General features: G+C 43.3%; 21 protein-coding genes. 10 read left to right on the top strand and 11 right to left on the bottom strand.

What is annotated here, in order from left to right:
- Positions 1-11 precede the first annotated feature (11 nt).
- The 3 genes from rsmG to E2K74_RS06540 all read right to left on the bottom strand — a co-directional run bounded on the left by rsmG (position 12) and on the right by E2K74_RS06540 (position 2433).
- The gene (gene rsmG, locus E2K74_RS06550; RefSeq protein WP_151206801.1) at positions 12-644 is read right to left on the bottom strand and encodes a 16S rRNA (guanine(527)-N(7))-methyltransferase RsmG; all 633 of its coding nucleotides are present in this window, start codon (positions 642-644) and stop codon (positions 12-14) included.
- Positions 645-729: 85 nt separating this feature from the next.
- On the bottom strand, positions 730-1419 hold the full coding sequence (gene murU / locus E2K74_RS06545) for an N-acetylmuramate alpha-1-phosphate uridylyltransferase MurU (RefSeq protein ID WP_151206800.1): 690 nt from the start codon (positions 1417-1419) through the stop codon (positions 730-732).
- Complete coding sequence (locus E2K74_RS06540; RefSeq protein ID WP_151206799.1) at positions 1420-2433, bottom strand: aminoglycoside phosphotransferase family protein; 1014 nt, start codon at positions 2431-2433, stop codon at positions 1420-1422.
- Positions 2434-2554: 121 nt separating this feature from the next.
- On the opposite strand from E2K74_RS06540, the gene E2K74_RS06535 reads away from it, so the two are divergent.
- The 3 genes from E2K74_RS06535 (at position 2555) to E2K74_RS06525 (ending at position 7195) form a co-directional block, all read left to right on the top strand.
- Positions 2555-5005 (top strand): LPS-assembly protein LptD, encoded by a 2451-nt coding sequence (locus tag E2K74_RS06535; protein WP_151206798.1) that lies wholly within the window; start codon positions 2555-2557, stop codon positions 5003-5005.
- Positions 5005-6318 (top strand): peptidylprolyl isomerase, encoded by a 1314-nt coding sequence (locus E2K74_RS06530; protein WP_151204531.1) that lies wholly within the window; start codon positions 5005-5007, stop codon positions 6316-6318. The genes E2K74_RS06535 and E2K74_RS06530 overlap by 1 nt, the downstream gene beginning before the upstream one ends.
- Before the next feature lie 670 nt (positions 6319-6988).
- Positions 6989-7195, top strand: a complete 207-nt coding sequence (locus E2K74_RS06525; protein WP_151204532.1) for a KTSC domain-containing protein — start codon at positions 6989-6991, stop codon at positions 7193-7195.
- 294 nt (positions 7196-7489) lie between these two features.
- Here the strand turns inward: E2K74_RS06525 and E2K74_RS06520 are convergent, their stop codons facing one another.
- Positions 7490-7708: a DUF1653 domain-containing protein gene (locus E2K74_RS06520; protein WP_151204533.1), complete on the bottom strand. Its 219-nt coding sequence runs from the start codon at positions 7706-7708 to the stop codon at positions 7490-7492.
- 233 nt (positions 7709-7941) lie between these two features.
- Between E2K74_RS06520 and ahpF the strand changes: the two genes are divergently transcribed.
- The 3 genes from ahpF to E2K74_RS06505 all read left to right on the top strand — a co-directional run bounded on the left by ahpF (position 7942) and on the right by E2K74_RS06505 (position 10393).
- The gene (gene ahpF, locus E2K74_RS06515; RefSeq protein ID WP_151206797.1) at positions 7942-9507 is read left to right on the top strand and encodes an alkyl hydroperoxide reductase subunit F; all 1566 of its coding nucleotides are present in this window, start codon (positions 7942-7944) and stop codon (positions 9505-9507) included.
- A 300-nt stretch (positions 9508-9807) separates the two neighbouring features.
- Positions 9808-10053: a hypothetical protein gene (locus tag E2K74_RS06510; RefSeq protein WP_151206796.1), complete on the top strand. Its 246-nt coding sequence runs from the start codon at positions 9808-9810 to the stop codon at positions 10051-10053.
- Between the two features lie 154 nt (positions 10054-10207).
- Complete coding sequence (locus tag E2K74_RS06505; RefSeq protein ID WP_151206795.1) at positions 10208-10393, top strand: hypothetical protein; 186 nt, start codon at positions 10208-10210, stop codon at positions 10391-10393.
- Here the strand turns inward: E2K74_RS06505 and E2K74_RS06500 are convergent.
- Positions 10390-11028: a LysE family transporter gene (locus E2K74_RS06500; protein WP_151206794.1), complete on the bottom strand. Its 639-nt coding sequence runs from the start codon at positions 11026-11028 to the stop codon at positions 10390-10392. The genes E2K74_RS06505 and E2K74_RS06500 overlap by 4 nt on opposite strands.
- A 112-nt stretch (positions 11029-11140) precedes the next feature.
- Positions 11141-11698, bottom strand: a complete 558-nt coding sequence (locus E2K74_RS06495; RefSeq protein ID WP_151206793.1) for an FxsA family protein — start codon at positions 11696-11698, stop codon at positions 11141-11143.
- Between the two features lie 125 nt (positions 11699-11823).
- On the opposite strand from E2K74_RS06495, the gene ruvC reads away from it, so the two are divergent.
- A complete protein-coding gene (ruvC, locus tag E2K74_RS06490) occupies positions 11824-12369 on the top strand; it encodes a crossover junction endodeoxyribonuclease RuvC (RefSeq protein WP_151204539.1) in 546 nt (181 codons plus the stop codon).
- Positions 12370-12647: 278 nt separating this feature from the next.
- Here ruvC and E2K74_RS06485 read toward each other — a convergent pair whose 3' ends face one another.
- Positions 12648-14114: an NAD(P)H-hydrate dehydratase gene (locus E2K74_RS06485; RefSeq protein WP_151206792.1), complete on the bottom strand. Its 1467-nt coding sequence runs from the start codon at positions 14112-14114 to the stop codon at positions 12648-12650.
- Between the two features lie 23 nt (positions 14115-14137).
- Between E2K74_RS06485 and queG the strand changes: the two genes are divergently transcribed.
- From queG to bioB, 3 genes are all read left to right on the top strand, one after another.
- The gene (gene queG, locus E2K74_RS06480) at positions 14138-15232 is read left to right on the top strand and encodes a tRNA epoxyqueuosine(34) reductase QueG (protein ID WP_151206852.1); all 1095 of its coding nucleotides are present in this window, start codon (positions 14138-14140) and stop codon (positions 15230-15232) included.
- 107 nt (positions 15233-15339) lie between these two features.
- The gene (locus tag E2K74_RS06475) at positions 15340-15537 is read left to right on the top strand and encodes a hypothetical protein (RefSeq protein WP_151206791.1); all 198 of its coding nucleotides are present in this window, start codon (positions 15340-15342) and stop codon (positions 15535-15537) included.
- A 146-nt stretch (positions 15538-15683) separates the two neighbouring features.
- The gene (bioB, locus tag E2K74_RS06470; protein WP_151206790.1) at positions 15684-16706 is read left to right on the top strand and encodes a biotin synthase BioB; all 1023 of its coding nucleotides are present in this window, start codon (positions 15684-15686) and stop codon (positions 16704-16706) included.
- A 10-nt stretch (positions 16707-16716) separates the two neighbouring features.
- Here bioB and E2K74_RS06465 read toward each other — a convergent pair whose 3' ends face one another.
- The 4 genes from E2K74_RS06465 to rarD all read right to left on the bottom strand — a co-directional run bounded on the left by E2K74_RS06465 (position 16717) and on the right by rarD (position 21075).
- Complete coding sequence (locus E2K74_RS06465) at positions 16717-16953, bottom strand: hypothetical protein (RefSeq protein WP_151204546.1); 237 nt, start codon at positions 16951-16953, stop codon at positions 16717-16719.
- A 608-nt stretch (positions 16954-17561) separates the two neighbouring features.
- The gene (locus tag E2K74_RS06460) at positions 17562-18047 is read right to left on the bottom strand and encodes a VOC family protein (protein ID WP_151204548.1); all 486 of its coding nucleotides are present in this window, start codon (positions 18045-18047) and stop codon (positions 17562-17564) included.
- Positions 18048-18438: 391 nt separating this feature from the next.
- Positions 18439-19896, bottom strand: a complete 1458-nt coding sequence (locus E2K74_RS06455) for a glyceraldehyde-3-phosphate dehydrogenase (protein WP_151206789.1) — start codon at positions 19894-19896, stop codon at positions 18439-18441.
- Positions 19897-20130: 234 nt separating this feature from the next.
- Positions 20131-21075: an EamA family transporter RarD gene (gene rarD, locus E2K74_RS06450; RefSeq protein WP_151206788.1), complete on the bottom strand. Its 945-nt coding sequence runs from the start codon at positions 21073-21075 to the stop codon at positions 20131-20133.
- Positions 21076-21144: the final 69 nt, after the last annotated feature.

Below are 21144 nucleotides of genomic sequence, written 5' to 3'. Positions count from 1 at the left end.
CTTTGAAAATATCAAATATGTTTTAATAAAAGTAAATGACGCTGTTCGTCTAAACGCGGAACTTTCAGCTCAATAACCTGACAGCTAAACTCATCTTTTAATGCATCCACTTCATCGGCAGGAATCAAGCCTTTCATAGAGGCAATAATACTTTGCTCATGCATATACGGCCGAGAGGCATTGACAAAGTCAGTCAATGAGGCAAATGCACGACTGGTAATCACATCAAACTGGCCCAGCTCATTGATACTGTCTTCATTTTCTACACGGGTTTGTACCGCGATGACATTTTTTAATTTTAAATCAGCAATAAACTGCTTCAGGAAACGGATTTTCTTACCGTTTGAATCGAGTAGCACACATTCACGCTCCGGCTGACAAAGCGCAATAATCATACCCGGCATACCGCCACCTGTGCCAATATCCAGCAGACGACCTGCTGGCAGATCTTTCAAGATGCTCAGACTATCAAGCAGATGCTTGACCAGCATCTCCTTAGGATCACGAATCGCGGTCAAATTGTATGCTTTATTCCAAAGTACCAAAGCATCCTGGTACTTAAGTAATAAATTTAAAGCTTCATCAGACAGCACTAAACCTAAAGCCTGGCTACCCTGCTTTAGTTCTTGAAAAAACGTGTGCATAAACAATCAACGCTCGAAAAAGTTAGGTGGAAGTATACCGATTTCTCTATATTGGGACAGTAGGGAGTGCTTAGTGAATATTCACTTAAGTAGACTTCCCTTCACGGATCGCCAAATCCAGTGCAGTTAAACGTTCAGGTGTGCCCACATCCACCCAAAGACCGGATAGTTTAGAGGCAGCGACCTTGTTTTCCAGCATCGCCGCTTTTAATAAAGGTGCTAAAGGACGCTTTCCGGCCTCCAGTCCCTCAAACATTTTAGGATCAATCACCGATACACCGCTAAAGGTCAGGTTTTCACCTGTGACTGACTGCTCAAAGGTATATGCCTTTCCTTCAGCCAGCGTAAAGTCACCTTGCGGATGCTGCTCCGGATTTTGCACCAGAACCAGATGAGCCAGATTTTCAGCCAGCTCAATCTTTAATAGCGGCGCAAAATCCATCGTGGTCCAGACATCACCATTGACCAGAATAAATGGCTCATTTCCTAATAATGGTAAGGCATTGATAATCCCGCCCGCGGTTTCCAAGCCTTCAGCCTCACGTGTCCAGCGAATATTGACACCAAACTGTGAACCATCACCCAGCGCACCAATCAGCACATCGGCCAGCCAGGCAGAATTGATGACAATTTCAGTCACTCCAATCTGTTTAAGCTTTTCAATATGCCAAACAATTAAAGGCTTACCCCCCACTTCTAGTAATGGCTTTGGTTTATAGAGGGTTAATGGACGCATGCGATTACCGAGGCCCGCAGCTAAAATCATGGCTTTCATTTAAGCAGCCACCTCGTATAAACCATATTTTGCTTCAAAGGCTGGCATGACTTTTTCATGCATGAATTGCATGAATGGCTGTAATTCTGCATACGGTTTGGTCTCTTGCAGCAGATACCACATCACCCGTGGCAGGTCTTTGAGATAAGCTGATTTACCATCGCGTTCAAACAAACGTACAAAAATACCCAAAATCTTGATATGACGCTGAATCGCCATCATATCGGCATCTTTTTTGAACTGCTCAAAATCACGTTCTTGCTTGGATGCTGCCGGTAACAGGTCATAGAATATTTTAAACCACTGATAAACGCGGTCTGCATTCCACTGTACATAAGCATCACGAGTGATTGAAATCAGGTCATAGGTATCTGCACCGATCACCGCATCCTGAAAATCAATCACGCCCAGCTCAGTCTCATTCTCAATTTTCATCAGGTTACGGCTATGAAAATCACGATGTACAATCACTTGTGGCTGTGCCAGAGCCGCATTGGCCAGAATTGCAAAAGTACGTTTGATCAGGGCAGTATCAGCTTCTGTCGGCTGAATTTCTAGAGCTGGCAACATCCAGTCCGTCAGCAGCTCCATTTCTGAAATCAGCTTTTCATAAGAGTAGACAGGAAGCTGACCTTCTCCCGGAATCGATTGTAACTGGATTAACTGCTTAAAACTCTGCTCATAATAGGCATCCACCGTTTCATCATTCAGCAGATTGGACAGCAATACATCACCAAAATCTTCTAGCAGCAAAAAGCCTTGTTTCAAGTCTTTGGACACGATATGCGGAACGCGCACGCCATGTGCATCAAAAAACTCATCAATCGTCACAAAAGGTACACAATCTTCTTTTTCTGGAGGTGCATCCATGAGCATAAATGTTTTATTATTCAGTTTGATTCGTGCATAACGACGGAAGCTAGCATCGCCTGCTAAAAAATGAGTTTCAAACTGATCTGAACCAAGTACAGAGGCAATCCAGGATTGTATTGATTGTTCGCGTGGTGTGTTCATTTGCAATATATTCTAATACAGGCTGAGTTTTTAAAGTGCTAAGTGTAGCTACTTATCAACTTTTTCTCTATGATGCGACAATAATTAATTGCGATAAAAGCATGATTGGTTAATGAGACAAATGAAGCATCACTTTAAAATCAACCCTCTAGCGACTGCGATCTTAACCCTTTTATGTGGCAGCTCAGCATCAAGCTATGCTGCTTCAACTGTCTCATCCGATGTAAATGCAGAACAACTCAAACAGCGCATTAATGAGACCTATCCAGGTGAAGCATTTTTCTCCCAGTATTATATCGACAAGTCTGCTCCAGAAGTCCAGCAGCGCCAAGGCAAAGCGCTAAGTTCAGCCTATTGTGAGGGTGCCTGGATTACCCCGATTTCACCGGATACACCGGCGATTGATCCAGAACAGGCGACTTCGACTATTACGGCAGATTATGGACATTATAATCCGACAGGTGATTCTTATCTGGAAGGTAATGTACTTATAGACCAGCAAGGCCGCCAGATTCGAGCAGAAAGAGTCACCATTGATCAGACTCAAACCTATGCCCAGGCAGAAGGACATGTGCAGCTGGCGCAGGGCGGCCTGATCTCGCAAAGTGATGATATCAATTATAATTTAAAAACCCAGCAAGGCGACCTGAACAACAGTTTTTATATTGCAGAACAGCAACATGCTCATGGCCGTGCAAAAAAGATTGCCAAAACCTCAGACAATACCCTTGAGCTGGAAAATGCCACTTATTCTACCTGTCCACCTGAGCAAAAACCGACCTGGAAAATTCAGGCAGACGAAATCAAGCTAAACCAGGAAACCGGACGCGGGGAAACTCGCAATACCAAACTATACGTTAAAGACGTTCCTGTTTTGGCGGTGCCTTATTTCAACTTCCCGATTGATGACCGCCGCACGACAGGTATTCTCACCCCAACCTTTGGCTTTACCAATGATGGCGGCCTGGAACTTGGTGTACCCGTCTATTTAAATCTGGCGCCACAATATGATGCGACTGTGACGCCGCGGTATATCGGTGACCGTGGTGCGATGCTGGATGCGGAGTTCCGCTACTTAACTGAAAACTTTGGTGCAGGCCAGATCTGGGGGGGCTATCTGCCATCCGACGAAAGCTATGACAATGAAGACCGGAAAAACCTGCATTTCCTGCATAACTGGCAAATCAATGATCAGTTTTCTACCCATTTAGAGTATAACTATGCGTCGGACAAAGATTTTTTCTCTGATCTGGACAACAACCCGGATTCAAAAACTGACCTAAACCTGCGCCGTGCATGGGAACTGAACTATCAAAATGGTATTCCTGGACTGAAAGCGCTCTTCAAAGTTGAAGACTTCCAGACGCTTGATCCGAGTGTGTCCGATGAAGACCGCCCTTATGCCCGTTTGCCACAGCTTTTGGTGAATTATAAACGGGGCAATCCGCTTGGTTTCGAGGCTGAGTTTAATAACGATACGGCCTATTTCCAGAAAGATCTGAGAAATATTAAAGAGGCCAATCCAAATGGTACTGTTTATCAACCAAGTGGAACGCGAATCTATAATGACTTTTCAGTACGTTATAATCATCGTACGCCGTGGTCATTTGTCATTCCAGAAGTATCTGTCCGTAACATCAATACTTTTTATGATGAAGAAACTCAGAACCGCAGCTCATCCAGTGAGAACAACTCGGTGGTGGTACCAGAATTCACGCTGGATACGGGCCTGACTTTTGAAAAAGAAGGGCGTTATTTACAAACCTTAAGCCCTCGCCTGTTCTATGCTTATTCACCCTATGAAAATCAGCAAAACCAGCCGAATTTTGACTCGGTGGTGGCATCGATTAATTATGATCAACTATTCAGTCCACGCCGTTTTTATGGCCATGACCGTTTAGAAGACAATAACTTCGCATCTTTAGGGCTGAGCTATAGCCTATTTAATGAAGACGGTCTAGAGCGTTTACGTGCCAGTATCGGCCAAAGTTTCTTTTTTGAAGACCGTCGTGTAACCCTGGAACAAGACACGGATAAGTTTGATCGTGAAAGCCATACTGGCCCTGTGATTCAGCTGACCAGCCAACTCTCCAGCAATCTCCATGTCAATCTTAACTCCAGCTGGATGTCCAATGGCGATAATGCCCAGCGCGATTTGCAGGTTTATTATACGGGTGACCAGGGCAACCTGTATAACTTAGGCTATTTCTATCGCAAAGATATTCCAGAGCGCCAGGATCGTTATGATCAGGTGGTGGGCTCATTTATCCAGCCCATTGCCAACAACTGGCGTCTGGTTGGACATGCCCAGTTTGATCTGGACAATAGCGTGGCACGTGAATATTTACTTGGCGTAAACTATGAGTCATGCTGTTGGGGCATGTCGGTATATGGACGTTCATATTATAATGACCTGGACGATGTGAATGATTCGGGCGTCAAAGCCAAACGCGCAATTATGGCTGAAGTGACCTTGAAAGGCCTCGGTGGGTTAAGCAACAAACTCACTTCATTACTAGAAAATCGCATTCTAGGTTTTAACAATATCAATCAAACTTGGACAGAACGTTAATGAAGACAAAACAGTTAAAACATTTTTTTAAAGCGACCGCATTGGCACTGTGCCTTTCTTCAGCAATGACCACGTTTGCTATTGCTCAACCTAAAGATGAAGTCGTAGCTGTTGTCGACAATAGCGTTATTCTGCGTAGTGATCTGGCCCAAAGCGTAGCTGAAGTTACTCACCAGCTGCAAAAGCAGAACAAGCAGGTGCCACCCCAGCCCTATTTAGAGCAGCAGGCGCTGGAACAACTGATTTTACGTCAGGCACAACTGGAACAAGTTAAACGCTATAACATCCGTCCAGACGAAAAAGCGTTAAACGAAGCTGTATTGAAAGTTGCTCATGACTCTGGGTCATCGAGCCTCGAAGCCTTTCAGCAAAAACTGGATGCTATGGCACCAAATACCTATGCGTCTTTGCGTAACCGCATTGCGGAAGACTTGGCGCTTAACCGCCTGCGCCAGCAAATTGTGACATCACGTATTCAGATTAGTGATCAGGACGTGAAAAACTTCCTGAATACACCACAAGGTCAAGCTTTGCTCGGCAGTCAGGTGCATGTCTTGCATTTACGTATTACAGGCGAACATGCTGCACAAGTGGTCAACCAGGTAAAAAATGAGCTGAGCAAGACCAACGATATTCAGGCTATCAGCAAAAAATATACCAGCGCTGATGTGCAGGTTGAAGCTGCTGATATGGGCATGCGCAACCTGGCAGAAGTTCCAGCCGAGCTTGCCGCACGTATTACGACGCTACAGCCTGGCCAGACCTCAGAACTGATTACGGCTGCTGACGGTGTACATATACTCAAGCTTCTGGAACGTAAAGGCGGTGAGAAAAAGGCGCTTGTTCCCCAGTACCTCACTCGGCATATTCTAATTCAGCCATCTGAAGTGGTAAGCCCTGAAAATGCCAAACAAATGATTGACAGCCTGTACAACCGCTTAAAACAGGGCGAAGACTTCACCGTGCTGGCTTCCACTTTCTCCAGTGATCCGGGTTCGGCCCGTGATGGCGGCAGCTTGGGCTGGGTAAGCCCGGGAGTGATGGTACCTGAGTTTGAAGAGCGCATGAAAAATACACCTGTTGGCCAATTTAGCACACCATTCCAGTCTCAGTTTGGCTGGCATATTCTGCAAGTGACTGATACCCGCCAACAAGATATGACTCAGGAATATCAGGAACGTATGGCACGCCAGATTTTGGGTGAGCGCCAATTTGATGCCGAACTGGACAGCTGGTTACGCGAAATCCGCAACAATGCTTATGTTGAAGTTAAAGATCCGCAGCTTGATCCTAAACGCAACCATAAAGATTAAGGCGAAATTAACACGCCAGCTCTAAAACCTAATGCCGGTCAGTTTCAAAATTGACTGGCATTTTTTATTTCTTAATTTCTCGGGTGAAATGCAACAAAGCGTGATTTCTTAAAGCTCTAAGTTGATTTATAAATACTTCCATAGAATATTTAAAACCCACTCGTTCTTATTACTTCATTCAATTTCGATATAAAAAAACAGTAAAGAAAAATCCTGTATTTACAATATATTGATTTTAAAAAAATTTTATAAAACAAAGGTTTTCTATGGAAAATATTACTGAATTATTTTAAACGCTCTCTACAAAAAAATTAATAAATCTTTAGAAAAAGCTTTTAATTTCTGATTAAAAAGTCAGCCTTAAGCTTGACTGAAATAATGACTATGGTCATCTCATTCTATTAATACAAGTTTAGGTTCTTTAAATATTTTTATTGAAATAAGTCAACTAATTATTGCGAGTGAGTCATATGTAGTGAGCTCAAAATCCTTGCTGAATATTTCACTAGAGCAGACTGAGACTATTGTTAAGTATGAGCTAGCATTGCCATTAATCGCCATTACCTTCTAACAATCCTCTACCGATCCTTACAATTCAACTATACATCTTCAATGCCGGTTGGCATAAGTTCAAAACATAAGATAATAAATATTCAGTGGAGGAAAGCATATGCAAAACCTGCTAACCGTGATCTCATGGACTTATAGCCCTTCCAGCCGCCACCTGAAAATTATTTATAGTAATGGCGATATTGAACTGTACCATCCAGTTCCAGAATTTGTGTATAACAATCTGTTAAGACGTCAGGATAAAACGGCCTTTATACAAAAATATCTTGAATATAATCTACACTTTAACCGGATCGGTATTTATTAGGAGCAAATCAGACTAACTGAACTATAAATTACTACGGAGTAACCTGCACTGACTGGAATATCTTGAGCATAAAATATAGATTCTGCTGAATCAGAGGAAAAATCAACTGCTTCAGCATGAGAAATGAGATGATCAACCACGCATAAACTAACATTTGGCTTGAGTCATCGAGCCAAATGGCATCAACAAGAATAATAAGCCTTTCGTTCAATATCCAGTAAAATATCATTAAACATGCTTTGTGCTGCTTCTTGATATAACGTGTGGAACCTTCCCCCTGCCATCTCTGAATGCTTAAAGTGCTCGCACTAGCTTAAACCGCTCTACCTCACGATCATCCGGGCAAGTAATTGTTTCTGTAAACATCAATAGTGGCCGAACCCAAATCGAATAATCACCATATAAACACTGATAAACCACCAATTTTTCTTCAGTCTCACTATGGGTCGCGACATGCAGCACCTGGTAAAGTTGCCCCTTATAATGCTGATAGATTCCACGTTGTAAGTCCATTGATCTGCTCCTTAAAACTCACGCTATATTAGCTGAAAAATAGTAACTTGCCGGCTAAGTTTACTTGAAAAATTAATTATTCATGCCATATATACGTCTGAAATTCATTACGAATCTCTCCATTAATTAGCAAATACGATTAAACCAACAAAAATAAACTGTTTTGCCTATTTATGCATTTCTATTATCATTTACTTATCAAATAAATTTTTACTCCCTTGGAGATGTTAGCAATGTTGGATCAAAATACTTCCGCCCAACTCAAAACCTTACTTGAACGCCTTGAAGCGCCTATTGAGCTGGTGGCCACTTTAGATCAATCAGATAAATCTGCCAAAATCAAAGAACTGGTGGAAGAAGTCGCTGCTCTGTCTGATCGGGTGACTGCCCGTTTTGATGGTCAGAACAAACGTGTACCCAGCTTTGGAATTGCCAAAGCCGGTGAACAGCCACGGGTGTTCTTTGCAGGTTTGCCAATGGGCCATGAGTTTACTTCCCTGATTCTGGCATTGTTACAAACGTCGGGTTATGCCCCGAAAGTCTCTGATGAGGTGCTGGCTAATATTAAAAGCCTGAATATCCAGTCTGACTTCGATGTCTTTGTCTCTTTAAGCTGCCATAACTGCCCGGATGTGGTGCAGGCACTTAACCTGATTGCCATCTATAACCCGGGTACCACTGCGACCATGATTGATGGAGCCTTCTTCCAGGATGAAGTGGAAGAGCGCAAAATCATGGCGGTGCCGATGGTCTTCCAGGATAACAATCATATCGGTCAGGGTCGTATGACGCTGGAAGAAATCATTGCCAAACTGGATAGCAATGCAGCAGCCAAAGATGCAGAAAAACTGAATGCCAAACAAGCCTTTGATGTGCTGGTGATTGGTGGAGGACCTGCGGGGAATACCGCTGCGATTTATGCTGCCCGTAAAGGCATTCGTACCGGGATCGTGGCTGAGCGCATGGGCGGTCAGGTCATGGATACCATGGATATTGAAAACTTTACCTCTGTCCAGAAAACCCAGGGTCCAAAGTTTGCAGCAGAAATGGAAGCCCATGTACGTGAATACGAGGTGGACATCATGAACCTGCAGCGTGTCTCGGCGATTAAAGGTGCCGATGAAACCTCTAATGGTCTGGTAGAAGTCACCCTTGAAAATGGTGCAAAACTTGCCTCAAAAACTGTGGTGCTATCCACAGGGGCACGCTGGAGAGAGATGAATGTTCCGGGAGAGCAGGAATACAAGACCCGTGGCGTGGCGTACTGTCCGCACTGTGATGGCCCCCTGTTTAAAGGCAAACGTGTTGCCGTGATTGGTGGCGGTAACTCGGGTGTGGAGGCAGCGATTGATCTGGCAGGTCTGGTTGAGCATGTCACCCTGATTGAGTTCGATACCAAACTGCGTGCTGACCAGGTCTTGCAAGACAAGTTAAACAGTCTGCCAAATACCAGCATCATCAAGAATGCGCTGTCTACTGAAGTGCTGGGAGATGGTTCACAGGTCACCGGCCTGAAATACAAGGACCGTGCTACAGATGAAGAGCATGTGGTTGAGCTGGCCGGCATCTTCGTACAGATTGGTTTGCTGCCAAATACCGACTTTCTGAAAGGCAGCAAAGTCGAGCTAAGCAACCGCGGTGAGATTGTGATCAATGAGCGCAATGAAACCAGCATGAAAGGTGTGTTTGCTGCGGGTGACTGTACTACTGTTCCCTACAAGCAGATTATCATTGCCACTGGTGAAGGTGCAAAAGCCTCGTTGTCTGCTTTCGATTACATGATACGCTCAGGACAATAATTTCAAATTGACTGAAGGAAGTCCGCTTAATGCGGACTTTTTTATCACATCATCTTTTAAAAATTACTTTTTAATTTAAAGTTTGATCAATTATTTTTTATTATTCCCCTTTTTTTATTTCCCTTTAATTGCTCTACTTGATTGCTCTACTTGGCCTGTAATTAATTTTTATCATCTATTATCTGTATGTTATTGTCGGCAATCTCGTATTGTCAGCTTTAAAAAGCTGTCCTATGATAAAGCCACAACCTCCTCTTTCATGATCAAAAATAAAAAGGATAATATCCCGGGAGAAGAACAGTGCAATATCAATATCATTGTACGTGCTGCGAAAAAGTGGTCGACTCCACAGAAAAATCATGTCCACATTGCGGTTCACACCATATTCGCAGTCCTTTTGGTTTCTGGATTTTTTGTCTGGTTGCCTGCCTCGTTACAGCACTTGTCTTTAAAGCTGTACATGTTTATATCCAGTCTCAACAGGAAAAGCCTGCTCACTTGAGCATTCTGGATGTACTACAAGAAGAAAATAAACGTTTTCGCTAAACTGACTTAACATCCGATAACCTAGACCTGATGTTTATCAGGTCTTTTTATGCACTTAGATTAGCATTTAAAATCCTATCTCCCACCCTTTCCTGTTTTTCTCTCCAGTTCAGGATTTGCTATACTGCTTTTTTGCAGATGAGTATTTTTACTTATGGTTCAGTTGATTAAAAAAGGTGGTTTACGCGAGCGTGCCAATCGCAGTCGCCGCTATCAAGATTCAGAAAATACAATAACCACGCTAAAACCCAATCGTTATACAAATAGCCAGAAGCAGGAGGTTTTATGCTTCATGCCTGAAGAAAAAAAGACAATCCCACCTGCTCAAAAACCAGACTAACTCATCAAAACCAACGCATCGTACCAAAGCCAGAGTGCAAAGATCAGAAATAACCCACCCGAGGCAATATCAATATAACTGCCTGAGCGTTGATATAGGTTTTTAATCTTGGGCCGGGAAATCAGCAACATCAGCAAGCTGAAGGTAATGAAAGTTTGCAGCGGAATAATCACTGTCAGTTGAGCCTTAAGGTACTGTGAGGCCGTTGAACTTAATGCCAGTGAAAATACACTGCTAAAATAAATCAATGTCTTGGGGTTAGACAGATTGGTGAATAAGCCCAATGTGAAATAGTTTTTTGGCTCATTCACTGCCTTGCTATCATCAGCTGTTTGATGCCGATTTTTAAAACTTTGCCAGCTCCCACTTAGCATGGCCCACCCCATTTTTGCCAGAAACAGTCCACCCACTATCATTAGTAACTGCTGAATCCAGGGAAATTGGTTTATTAAGACCGTGAAACCGGCCAGCGTTAATACCACCCATACCACAATACCGAGTGAAATCCCGGCAATAATCTTTAAGGCATTGGTTCGTGTGGTGGAAGCTGCACTTTTCGCAATAAGGAGAACATCTGGACCTGGGCTTAGTTGAGCAACAAAATGAAGGAGACAAATGGTAAAAAGCAAAGACATTCAAATCTCATCTCTGTATAAAAACTGATTATAACTTTGCTTCAAAGAATGAGAAAGTCCCCATAAAAAAGCCGAATCATCGGATTCGGCCTGAAATATTCAGCAGTGTGTCCTAATCTTTTTTTGGACCGACATCTTTCATTCCAATTTTTTTGGCATCGGGGGTCACTTCACGTGCTTCGCCATCAATAATCGTTGAGTCACTACGTCCTTGCTGGTTTTGCATATCCTGCATTTGACGCATCAGCTCAGAAAACGGGTTTTGACCTTGAGGGCTGCCCATACCCCCCATCATTTTTTCCATCATGGCCTGTTGACGTTTCATCATCACTTTCATCATGGCAACCTTAAAGGCTTGCTGAACAGGTGGGATCAGCATCAATAGTGCCAACACATCCGTAATCAGACCTGGAATTAACAGGAAAAAACCTGCCAGAATTTTAGGCAAATTCGACGATAATGCAGGATCTGCACTCATTTGTCCCATTTGCATCTGCTGCATTTGTGGCATAACTCCCGCAGAATATTTGCGGATCATGTTCATGCCTATAAAAAACGCGGCAATAAACCAGAAAAATACGTACCACATGCTCCCGACGAGGTCACCCACGCCAATCCACACAAATACTTCGAGGATTAAGCCTGCAAGGATAATAAGAAATAATTTCATGAAAATTAATCTGATCTCAGTTCAATAAATATTAAGATGCCGTAATCAACTGCTTCATCAGGATCAAGCTTTTTTGATACGCTTATGTAACAATATGGGCATTATTTTAGTTTTAAAGTGCAGGCATGTCATTAATTATCGGGATTGATCCCGGCTCACGTTTAACTGGCTACGGAATTATTCAAAAAGAAGGCTCAAAACTGACTTTTGTCGATGCAGGCACCATCAGAACTGAAACAACAGAAATGCCTGAACGCTTAAAGCGGATTTTTGCGGGTGTAGAGCGTATTGTTAAATTTTATGGGCCAACTGAGGCGGCTGTAGAACAGGTCTTTATGGCGCAGAACCCCGACTCTGCCCTTAAACTGGGTCAAGCTCGTGGAGCAGCCGTTGCAGCACTGGTCAATCTGGATCTAAAAGTCGCTGAATATACAGCGCGACAGATTAAACAGTCGGTGGTGGGCTATGGGGCGGCAGATAAAGAACAGGTACAGATGATGGTCATGCGGATTCTTAACTTGACCATTAAGCCCCAGCAAGATGCTGCCGATGCGCTGGCTGCTGCAATTTGTCATGCTCATGCTTCAGGCAGCATGAGTAAAATGGCAGTACTGAATGCACTCGGCGGGATGGCACGTGGACGTAGTCGGGTCAGCAGTCGTCGCCGTTAAACTTTAACTTAAAATCTAAAAAATCTTGAATATCCAAGCTATTTATATCTAAAACATGCCACTGAATTTCGGTTAAGTCTGCACCTAATGGTCCAGTCAGGCTTAGCTGGAGTATTTTCTGAATAATCTTTTCTGGGCCTAATATTATCACTTTGACTTAGTCGGTAACTAAACTTCCGATATGGTCTTTCAGGTCCAGTTCAATCGCCTGCTGTTCAAACCAGCGGCAAATCCTATCCCCTTAAAATCACCAATCAGTAATTTTTGAGGTTGGCATTTTAGTGTTCTTCCCGGTTAATAACTTGATAAATCGTGTGCTTCATCTCCTGGGCCTGCAAACCGCGCTCCCCGGTTTGGGCCAGACGGTCTCCTGCTAGAGCATGCAAAGTCACTATGTCATGTAAACTGAGCTGATCGGCAAACTGTGCTTTCAAACTGGCAATCATGCCTGCCAAGACATCTCCCATACCTCCGGTGCCCATCCCGGCGTTGCCAGCAGTGCAAATATAGAGCTGATCTTCCAGAATCAGGCTACCTGCACCTTTAAGTACCCATTGACCCTGATACTGTTTTTGCAGCTGCCAGATTGCCTGTATACGGTCTGCTTCGACTTGATCAGTATGGCAACCCAGTAAAGTGGCTGCCTCGCCGGGATGTGGTGTGGCATAGGTTTTATGATTTAGATTTTGGGGCTGTCTGGCCAGAAACCATAATGCGTCTGCATCCAGCACAACTTCCAAATTACTTTGCTGAAGCAAATCAAACCAGGCGGTATATTGCTGTTCTGCCCATACATCACGCCCTAGCCCCATACCAAAACAGACTGCATCGACTTGCTGTAGCAGAGCTGCGCGCTGCTCTTGATTGAGCGCATTGATATCACGCACCATGATATTCGGTGCACGTGCTAAAATCGCTGTATGATGTCTAGCATTACAGATCACCGTCACTTTACCTGCTCCGGCCACAAAGGCCGCTTCGGCCGCCATCATCACTGCACCGCCCATATCAGCATGTCCCCCAATCACCAGAACATGACCATAACTACCTTTATGACCAAAGGCTTCGCGCTTCGGCAAATAAATATCAGTAGGTGCAAGCTGTGCCAGTGCTTGAAGCTCAGAATCGGCAGGAATGACCGGGATCAGCTCAACCGTGCCACTATATGCTTTGCCTTTTCCAGTAAATAATCCGGCTTTTAAACCCAATACGGTGAAACAGTAATCGGCTTTGACGGCAACGGGCAAAGGCTGTCCGGTATTGGCATGCAAACCGCTGGGAATATCAATAGACACTTTAAATCCGGGCTGCTGATTGATCTTCTGAATAATATGCTGCCAGTTTGTATCCAGTTTCCGGTTCAGGCCAATACCAAATAAGGCATCCACATAAGCCTGATATTCTTTTTGAAAATTAAAATTTTGATAAATTTGTAGGCCCGCTTGCTGACTTTCCTGAATAGCGTAGTGCAGTTCTTGAGAGGGACCCGCTTCGGCAGCATAAATGTCTACCTGAAACCCAGCCTGCTTTAAATACTTTGCCACCAGATAACCATCACCAGCATTATTACCCTGCCCGCAACATACTGCAATTGTTCGGATTTTTTGAGTCTCGAATAAAGCAATCAAGCGCTGACTGATCAGCCAGGCGACCTGCTGCATTAAACCATACGCACTATTTTGCCGGGCAAACCAGCGCTGCTCCCATGCTTGTACATCCTGGCTATGGTAAACTGGAGACTGCATTTTTCCTTCCCTGCTTCTGGTTTATGACTACACCCAACTCTCAAGCGCAAATACCAATTTATCAACACGATCCTGACCAACTCAAAGCCTGGATCAAAGCGCAAGCACGAGAACTGGGCTTTTCTGATTGTGTCATTGCCAAACCGGATGCTCAAGCAGAATTAGCACGTCTGCAAGAATATCTAGATCGTGGTTATCATGGCGACATGAGGTTTCTGGAAGACAATCTGGAGAAGCGCGCCAACCCCGCATTACTGGTTCCAAATACCAAATCCATCATTTGTGTGAGAATGGATTATCTGGTGGAGGTTCCTGAGCCGCGCACGGTTCCGTTTGCACCCAATTCCGCCATTATTGCCCGTTATGCACGGGGCCGTGACTATCATAAAACTATGCGCGGACGGCTAAAAAACCTGGCGGCCAAAATCCGTGAAAAAGTAGGTGAATTTGAATCACGGCCTTTTGCTGACTCCGCCCCTATTTTTGAAAAATCTCTGGCTGAAAGCGCAGGTATGGGCTGGACCGGAAAACATACCCTGCTGATCCAGCAAAAATCCGGCTCATTTTTTGTTCTCGGTGAACTGTTTAGCTCACTTGAACTGCCTTTTGATGAGCCTGCAACCAAGCATTGTGGCTCCTGTACTGCATGTATTGATATTTGCCCCACTCAGGCTATTGTAGAACCTTATATGCTAGATGCACGGCGCTGTATTGCCTATTTGACTATTGAGTATAAAGGAATTATTCCTGAAAACTTAAGACGTGGAATTGGTAACCGGGTCTTTGGCTGCGATGATTGCCAACTGATCTGCCCATGGAACAGCTTTGCCCAGACCACTTCCGTGGAAGATTTTTATCCACGACATGGGCTGGATCAGCTTAGTTTGCTGGAACTATGGAACTGGGATGAAGCCACTTTTTTAAGCTCAACCGAAGGCAGTCCAATTCGCCGGACGGGCTACCAGAGCTTTATGCGTAATATCGCCATCGGCCTTGGGAATGCACCTTTTAGTGCAGCTATTTTACAGGCCTTAACTGAACGGCGTGATTTGCATGATGAGCTTGTGCAGGAGCATATCGATTGGGCCATTCAAGAACAACTAACAAAATCACGATAATTTGCAATTTTTACTTCGGTTCACACTTTTCCGTCAAAAGCCTTACACATCTTTCCTTCAAGCTGTGGCATAAAAAAAGACAGACAGATATTAGACCGGAGGTGAATATGCAAAAATCATCTAAAGATCAAAATCAGGAACAGCTGGACCAACTGCAAGATCAGAAGCAGCAACAGCAGCAGCCACAACAAGGTCCACTTAACTCCCCAAAAAACAATCAGCACGAACAGGATGAGCGTATCTTGGACAAGCAACATCGTACGGATTTACAGAATCAGAATATTCATGGAAATCATCGCGAATAATCTCCAACTTAACAGTCCAATGCAAAGTCCACCTTGTGTGGGCTTTGTTTTTTTCTATAAGGTCATATTTTGCTAATGAAGCTGCTCTAAGTTTTACTTAAGATGTAAGAATGATAAATCATATGGATAGATCCAAGGACAAAAATATGAGTACTCACCAGCCTTTACGGAATGATTGGTCACGAGAAGAGATAGAAACCCTGTATCAACAGCCTCTTATGGACCTTTTATTTCAAGCCCAGCGTACCCATCGTGAATATTTTGATGCCAATAGCATCCAGGTTAGTACCCTGCTTTCCATTAAAACCGGAAAATGTCCTGAAGATTGCAAATACTGTTCTCAGTCAGCGCATTATGATTCCAAACTTGAAGCTGAAAAACGTATTGCAGTTGAAAAAGTCATTCAGGAAGCCAAAGAGGCCCTAGCTTCGGGCAGCTCACGCTTCTGTATGGGCGCAGCCTGGCGCAATCCGCATGAACGCGATATGCCTTATGTACTGGAGATGGTTCGCGAAGTCAAAGCACTGGGGCTGGAAACCTGCATGACTTTGGGCATGTTAAATGCCTCTCAGGCTGACCGTTTAAAAGAAGCGGGGTTGGATTATTACAACCATAATCTGGATACTTCTCGTGAATACTATTCCCATATTATCAGTACTCGTAGTTTTGATGATCGCCTGAATACCCTGGATCATGTTCGTGGAGCAGGTCTAAAAGTTTGTAGTGGCGGGATTGTCGGGCTGGGCGAAAGCCGCAATGACCGTATTGGCTTATTGTTTGAACTTGCCACCTTACCTATTCATCCGGAGTCTGTACCGATTAATATGCTGGTACCGATTGAAGGCACACCAATGGCAGATGTCGAGAAACTAGATGTTATTGAATGGATTCGTACCATTGCCGTAGCACGTATCCTGATGCCAAAGAGCTATATCCGTCTTTCAGCTGGCCGTGAATCTTTAACTGATTCCGATCAGGCGTTGGCTTTTATGGCAGGTGCCAATTCGATTTTCTCGGGTGAGAAGTTATTGACGACCCCAAATACTGCCAAAGGCCGTGACCAGCAGCTTTTTGACAAACTGGGACTTGTTGCCGAACAGCCTAAACCAAGTATCCGCACATTAGCCACCGATGCTATGGCTGATGAGGCCATTGCCAGCGCCTCATAATTCTTTCCTGTTATTCAGAGCTCACCGTCGCAAAATTATGGGCGGTGATCAAAATTCCGTAGCTTGCATTCAGATAGTCCCCTATTCGAACCTGATCAACACCATTGGCATGATAGACAGTCAGTTCTTGGGATAGCGCATCATAATGAAAGGAATCATAACAATCTTGATGCAAGCTCAGCCAGTGTAAAGTATCTGCTAAATTACTATCGACAATATATGTTTGTGCATAGAAATCTTTGGCCATTTTCTTCCGCTATCCGTTAAATTTTTCACGATAATTTTAACGGATATATATTCATGCACAAATAAAAAGTGAGCTGAAGCTCACTTTTTATATTTTTTATGCTCTTATCTTTAGTCTTTACAAGTCCCACACTTGCGACACTCCCGATCTGCCCCGATTTCCTCCATTTGCTGGTATTCATAAATGTGTAAACAAAATAGTTTTCTTAATAATTGAAGCATCTTAAAACTCCTTTCATTATTTTTTATAGGCTTCTTTGAATTATCTCCTCCTGAGATAAAGAGATTTTAATGAAAAATCTCTTACTACTTATTAACATAATTTCTTGCTTTGTAAAATACATTTTGTCCACTTTTTAATGTTTAAATCACTTGTTTAATACCGCTTCAACTTAAAGCTCAGACCAGACCCTGTTGGCAGTTCCTATTTAAATAACAACAGACTCCCAATTGACTGAAAAAAATGCCCTTCAAGAAAAAACAGAAAGGCATTTTTAGCTTAAAACCTTGCGCTAAAACCAGATGATGACATTTCTCCGATCTATATTCCTTAAAGACTTTTTAGCGATGCAGCTTAAAAGTAGATTGCTCAGGTTGTGATCAATGCATTCAACCTCGAAAGGCTGCTTCAATTGCTGCAACATCAATTTTCTTCATCGTCATCATTGCATTAAATGCCCGCTTGGCAGCGGTACGGTCAGAACTGGTAAATGCTCGCGTTAAAGCAACCGGTGTAATTTGCCATGAAATCCCCCACTTATCCTTACACCAACCACAGTCACTTGCCTGACCTCCATTACCGACAATTGCATTCCAATAACGGTCAGTTTCACTTTGATCTTCAGTAGCGACTTGAAATGAAAAAGCTTCGTTATGCGTGAATGCAGGCCCACCATTAAGTCCAACGCATGCAACACCCAGCACGGTAAATTCAACAGTCAACACATCCCCTTCTTTTCCTGCAGGATAGTCTCCAGGGGCGCGATGAACCGCACTGACAAAAGAGTCCGGAAAGGTCTCAGCATAAAATTTTGCGGCCTCCTCGGCATTGTCATCGTACCAAAGGCAGATAGTATTCTTGGCTATATTGATCATTTCATCTCTCCTATAGAGATCAGGGCAGAGACTATTTTGCATGATTTTAAAGCCCTGCAGCTATCGGCCTAACCAAATTAGTACTGCACATTTGCTATATGTTACGCAAATCTGAATTGACTTTCTGATGATTATTTTTATATTGAATCGAGCTTACGGAAGCACTTAAGCCAGCGCTGATCATTACCCTAAAGCAAATGAACCACAGGATATTTTGAATCTTTCCGATGGTAATTTATTTTTTAATTTGATGTGAATCTAAACCAGTGGCTTTGTGGCAATAGGCAAGCGCTAGAAAATGACATGTGGCAGCCATTCATAATCTACTATACATCTCACCCTAAAATAAAAAAGAGCCTCATTTGAGGCTCTTTTTTTAACTAGAATCTAATTATGTATTAGTTTCAGCTGGAATTTTTGGATAGCTTACGCCGCCCATCTGTTCAGCGATACGAAGTACTTGGCAGCTATAACCAACTTCGTTGTCATACCATACATAAGCAGTTAAACGGTTACCTGAAGTAATAGTCGCTTGCGCGTCAAATACACCTGCCGTACGCGAACCGATAAAGTCAGAAGATACAACCTCTGTAGAATTTGTATAACCGATTTGACCTTGAAGGTTAGAATTAATTGAAATTTGACGAATGTATTCATTTACTTCATCACGATCAACTTCTTTATCCAAAGTCAGGTTCAAAATAGCAAGAGATACGTTCGGAGTAGGAACACGTACAGAGTTACCTGTCAATTTACCTTGAAGCGCTGGAAGTGCTTTCGCTACTGCTTTAGCAGCACCAGTTTCAGTAATAACCATGTTCAGCGTTGCTGCACGGCCACGACGATCCGCTTTATGGTAGTTGTCAATTAAGTTCTGGTCGTTTGTGAACGAGTGAACAGTTTCAACGTGACCATTTAATACGGTGTATTTGTCATGTAACACTTTTAGCGTTGGAGTGATTGCATTGGTGGTACAGCTTGCAGCAGAGATGATCTTGTCTTCATCAAGAATGTCCGCCTGGTTCACACCAAATACCACGTTCTTCATATCACCTTTACCAGGTGCAGTCAGAATTACGCGAGCAACGCCCGAACATTGCAAGTGCTGAGCAAGACCTTCAGCATCACGCCATTTACCGGTGTTATCGATCACAAGTGCATTTTCAATGCCGTAAGCAGTGTAGTCTACTTCAGACGGATTTGATGCATAGATCACTTTGATGAACTGACCGTTTGCAATGATTGCTTCGTTCTCTTCATCTACAGAAATTGTGCCTGCAAACGGACCATGGATAGAATCACGACGTAATAAAGACGCACGTTTTTCCAGGTCACCGTCAGATGATTTACGAACCACGATTGCTTTCAGATTCAAGCCACGACCAAGACCTGACTGGCTAATCATCAAACGTGCCAGGATACGGCCAATACGACCGAAACCGTAAAGAACGACATCTTTACCTTCAACAGAAGTTGCACTGCCTTCAAGAGATTTCACGGCATCTGCAACAAAGGCATCAATATCACCGCCTTTTTCTTTGTATTCAACAGCCAGTTTGCCTAGATCAATTTCAGCAGTACCAATGTTTTGCACTTTAACCAATGCTTCAAGAATTGGGAAAGTATCTACTACAGAAAGCTCAACATCTAATACGCGAGTACGGCGATGTGCCTTAAGAATCTGGATCACAGAACGGTTAATTAAAGAACGGCCGTAAACTGTAGCTACAATATTTTTTTCACGATACAACTGACCCATCAGGGCAATCATACGCTCCGCAAGTTCCTCACGGTTTTTCCAACGACCTTGGTGCTCTGCATGAAGGGCAACGATAGTGTCTTTACTCACAGATACGTCCTCTAATTAATTGTAAATCTAAGCATAAATTTCAAAACCTGATAATTGTAATGGAATTAGCCGCAAGTTTGAATCAAAAGCTGAATAACTCTTGAGGAAAATTTCGTATATTCACTATAAATTTTAAAAATAGCTCTAATTAGTCAAATGATTTTGCTTTTAAAAATAAATGAAACAGCATATTTGGCATAGAAACAACTTTTTTGTTAAATATTGTTTATTCATTCAATCCCGATCTGAAGGGTCCACGTAGTCTGGATATTTTTCCAGATTTCGCGCCAGCGTCAGACGCCGTTTATGCTGTTCCAGCAGGTACAGTACGCCTTCAATGACCAGTAGCAATACCGCCAGCCAAATGGAAATATAAGTCAGCCATTCACCCGCCCCAATCCGCTCGCCCAAAGCCATAGACGCAAAGGCCAGCAACACAGGTTCCAAATAGCTGAGTAATCCAAAAATGACAAAAGGCAAATAACGGCTGGCCAGAATATAACTTCCCAATCCTAATGCACTTAAAAAACCCAAGACAATGACCACCAGAACAAGGTGCTGCGCTTCAAGAATCAGCTGCATGGAATCGCTATGAACAAAGCCTAAATAAATCGCAACAGGTAAGATTAAAAACAGATCCCACCAGAAACCGCCCAGATGATCAGTCTGGAATTTACGGCGCATAAAGAAATACAGCGGATACGCCAATGCAACATAGACCGTTTCCCAGGCAACTGCACCAACCCGCCAGATTTCATGTCCTACACCCAAGATAGCAAGCGCTACTGCTGCTCTCTGCCAGTGTGACAACTTTTCTTTATAGATTACACATCCAACCAGAACCATAACCAGGGGCAATAGAAAATAACCCAAGGAAACTTCCAGGCCACGCCCATTAATCGGCCCCCACAAAAACAACCAAAGCTGGGTGGTACATAGAAATGAACTAAAAAGTAACCAGACTAAAAACATCGGTTCTTTCAGAATGCGCTGAAAGATATGGCTGATATATTTTAAATCACCTGACCACCACATAAATGCAGTCAGGAATGGAATGGTGGCCAGCATTCGCCAGGCAAAGGTCTGTTCGCTGTCCAAAGGCTGCATAAACGGGGTAAAAAGATACAAGACACCAAACACCACAGATGCCAGTACTGATAATGCGATCCCTTTATACATGCTTTTAACCTATAAAACTTCAGGCATATTATAGCGATTAGCCATAAATAAAGCTTGAATATCCCGCTA

The organism is Acinetobacter sp. RF15B (genome assembly GCF_007558235.1).
Taxonomy (GTDB): domain Bacteria; phylum Pseudomonadota; class Gammaproteobacteria; order Pseudomonadales; family Moraxellaceae; genus Acinetobacter; species Acinetobacter lwoffii_C.
Note: the sequence above shows the minus strand (reverse complement) of the source record. Positions and strands in the feature narration are given on the sequence as shown.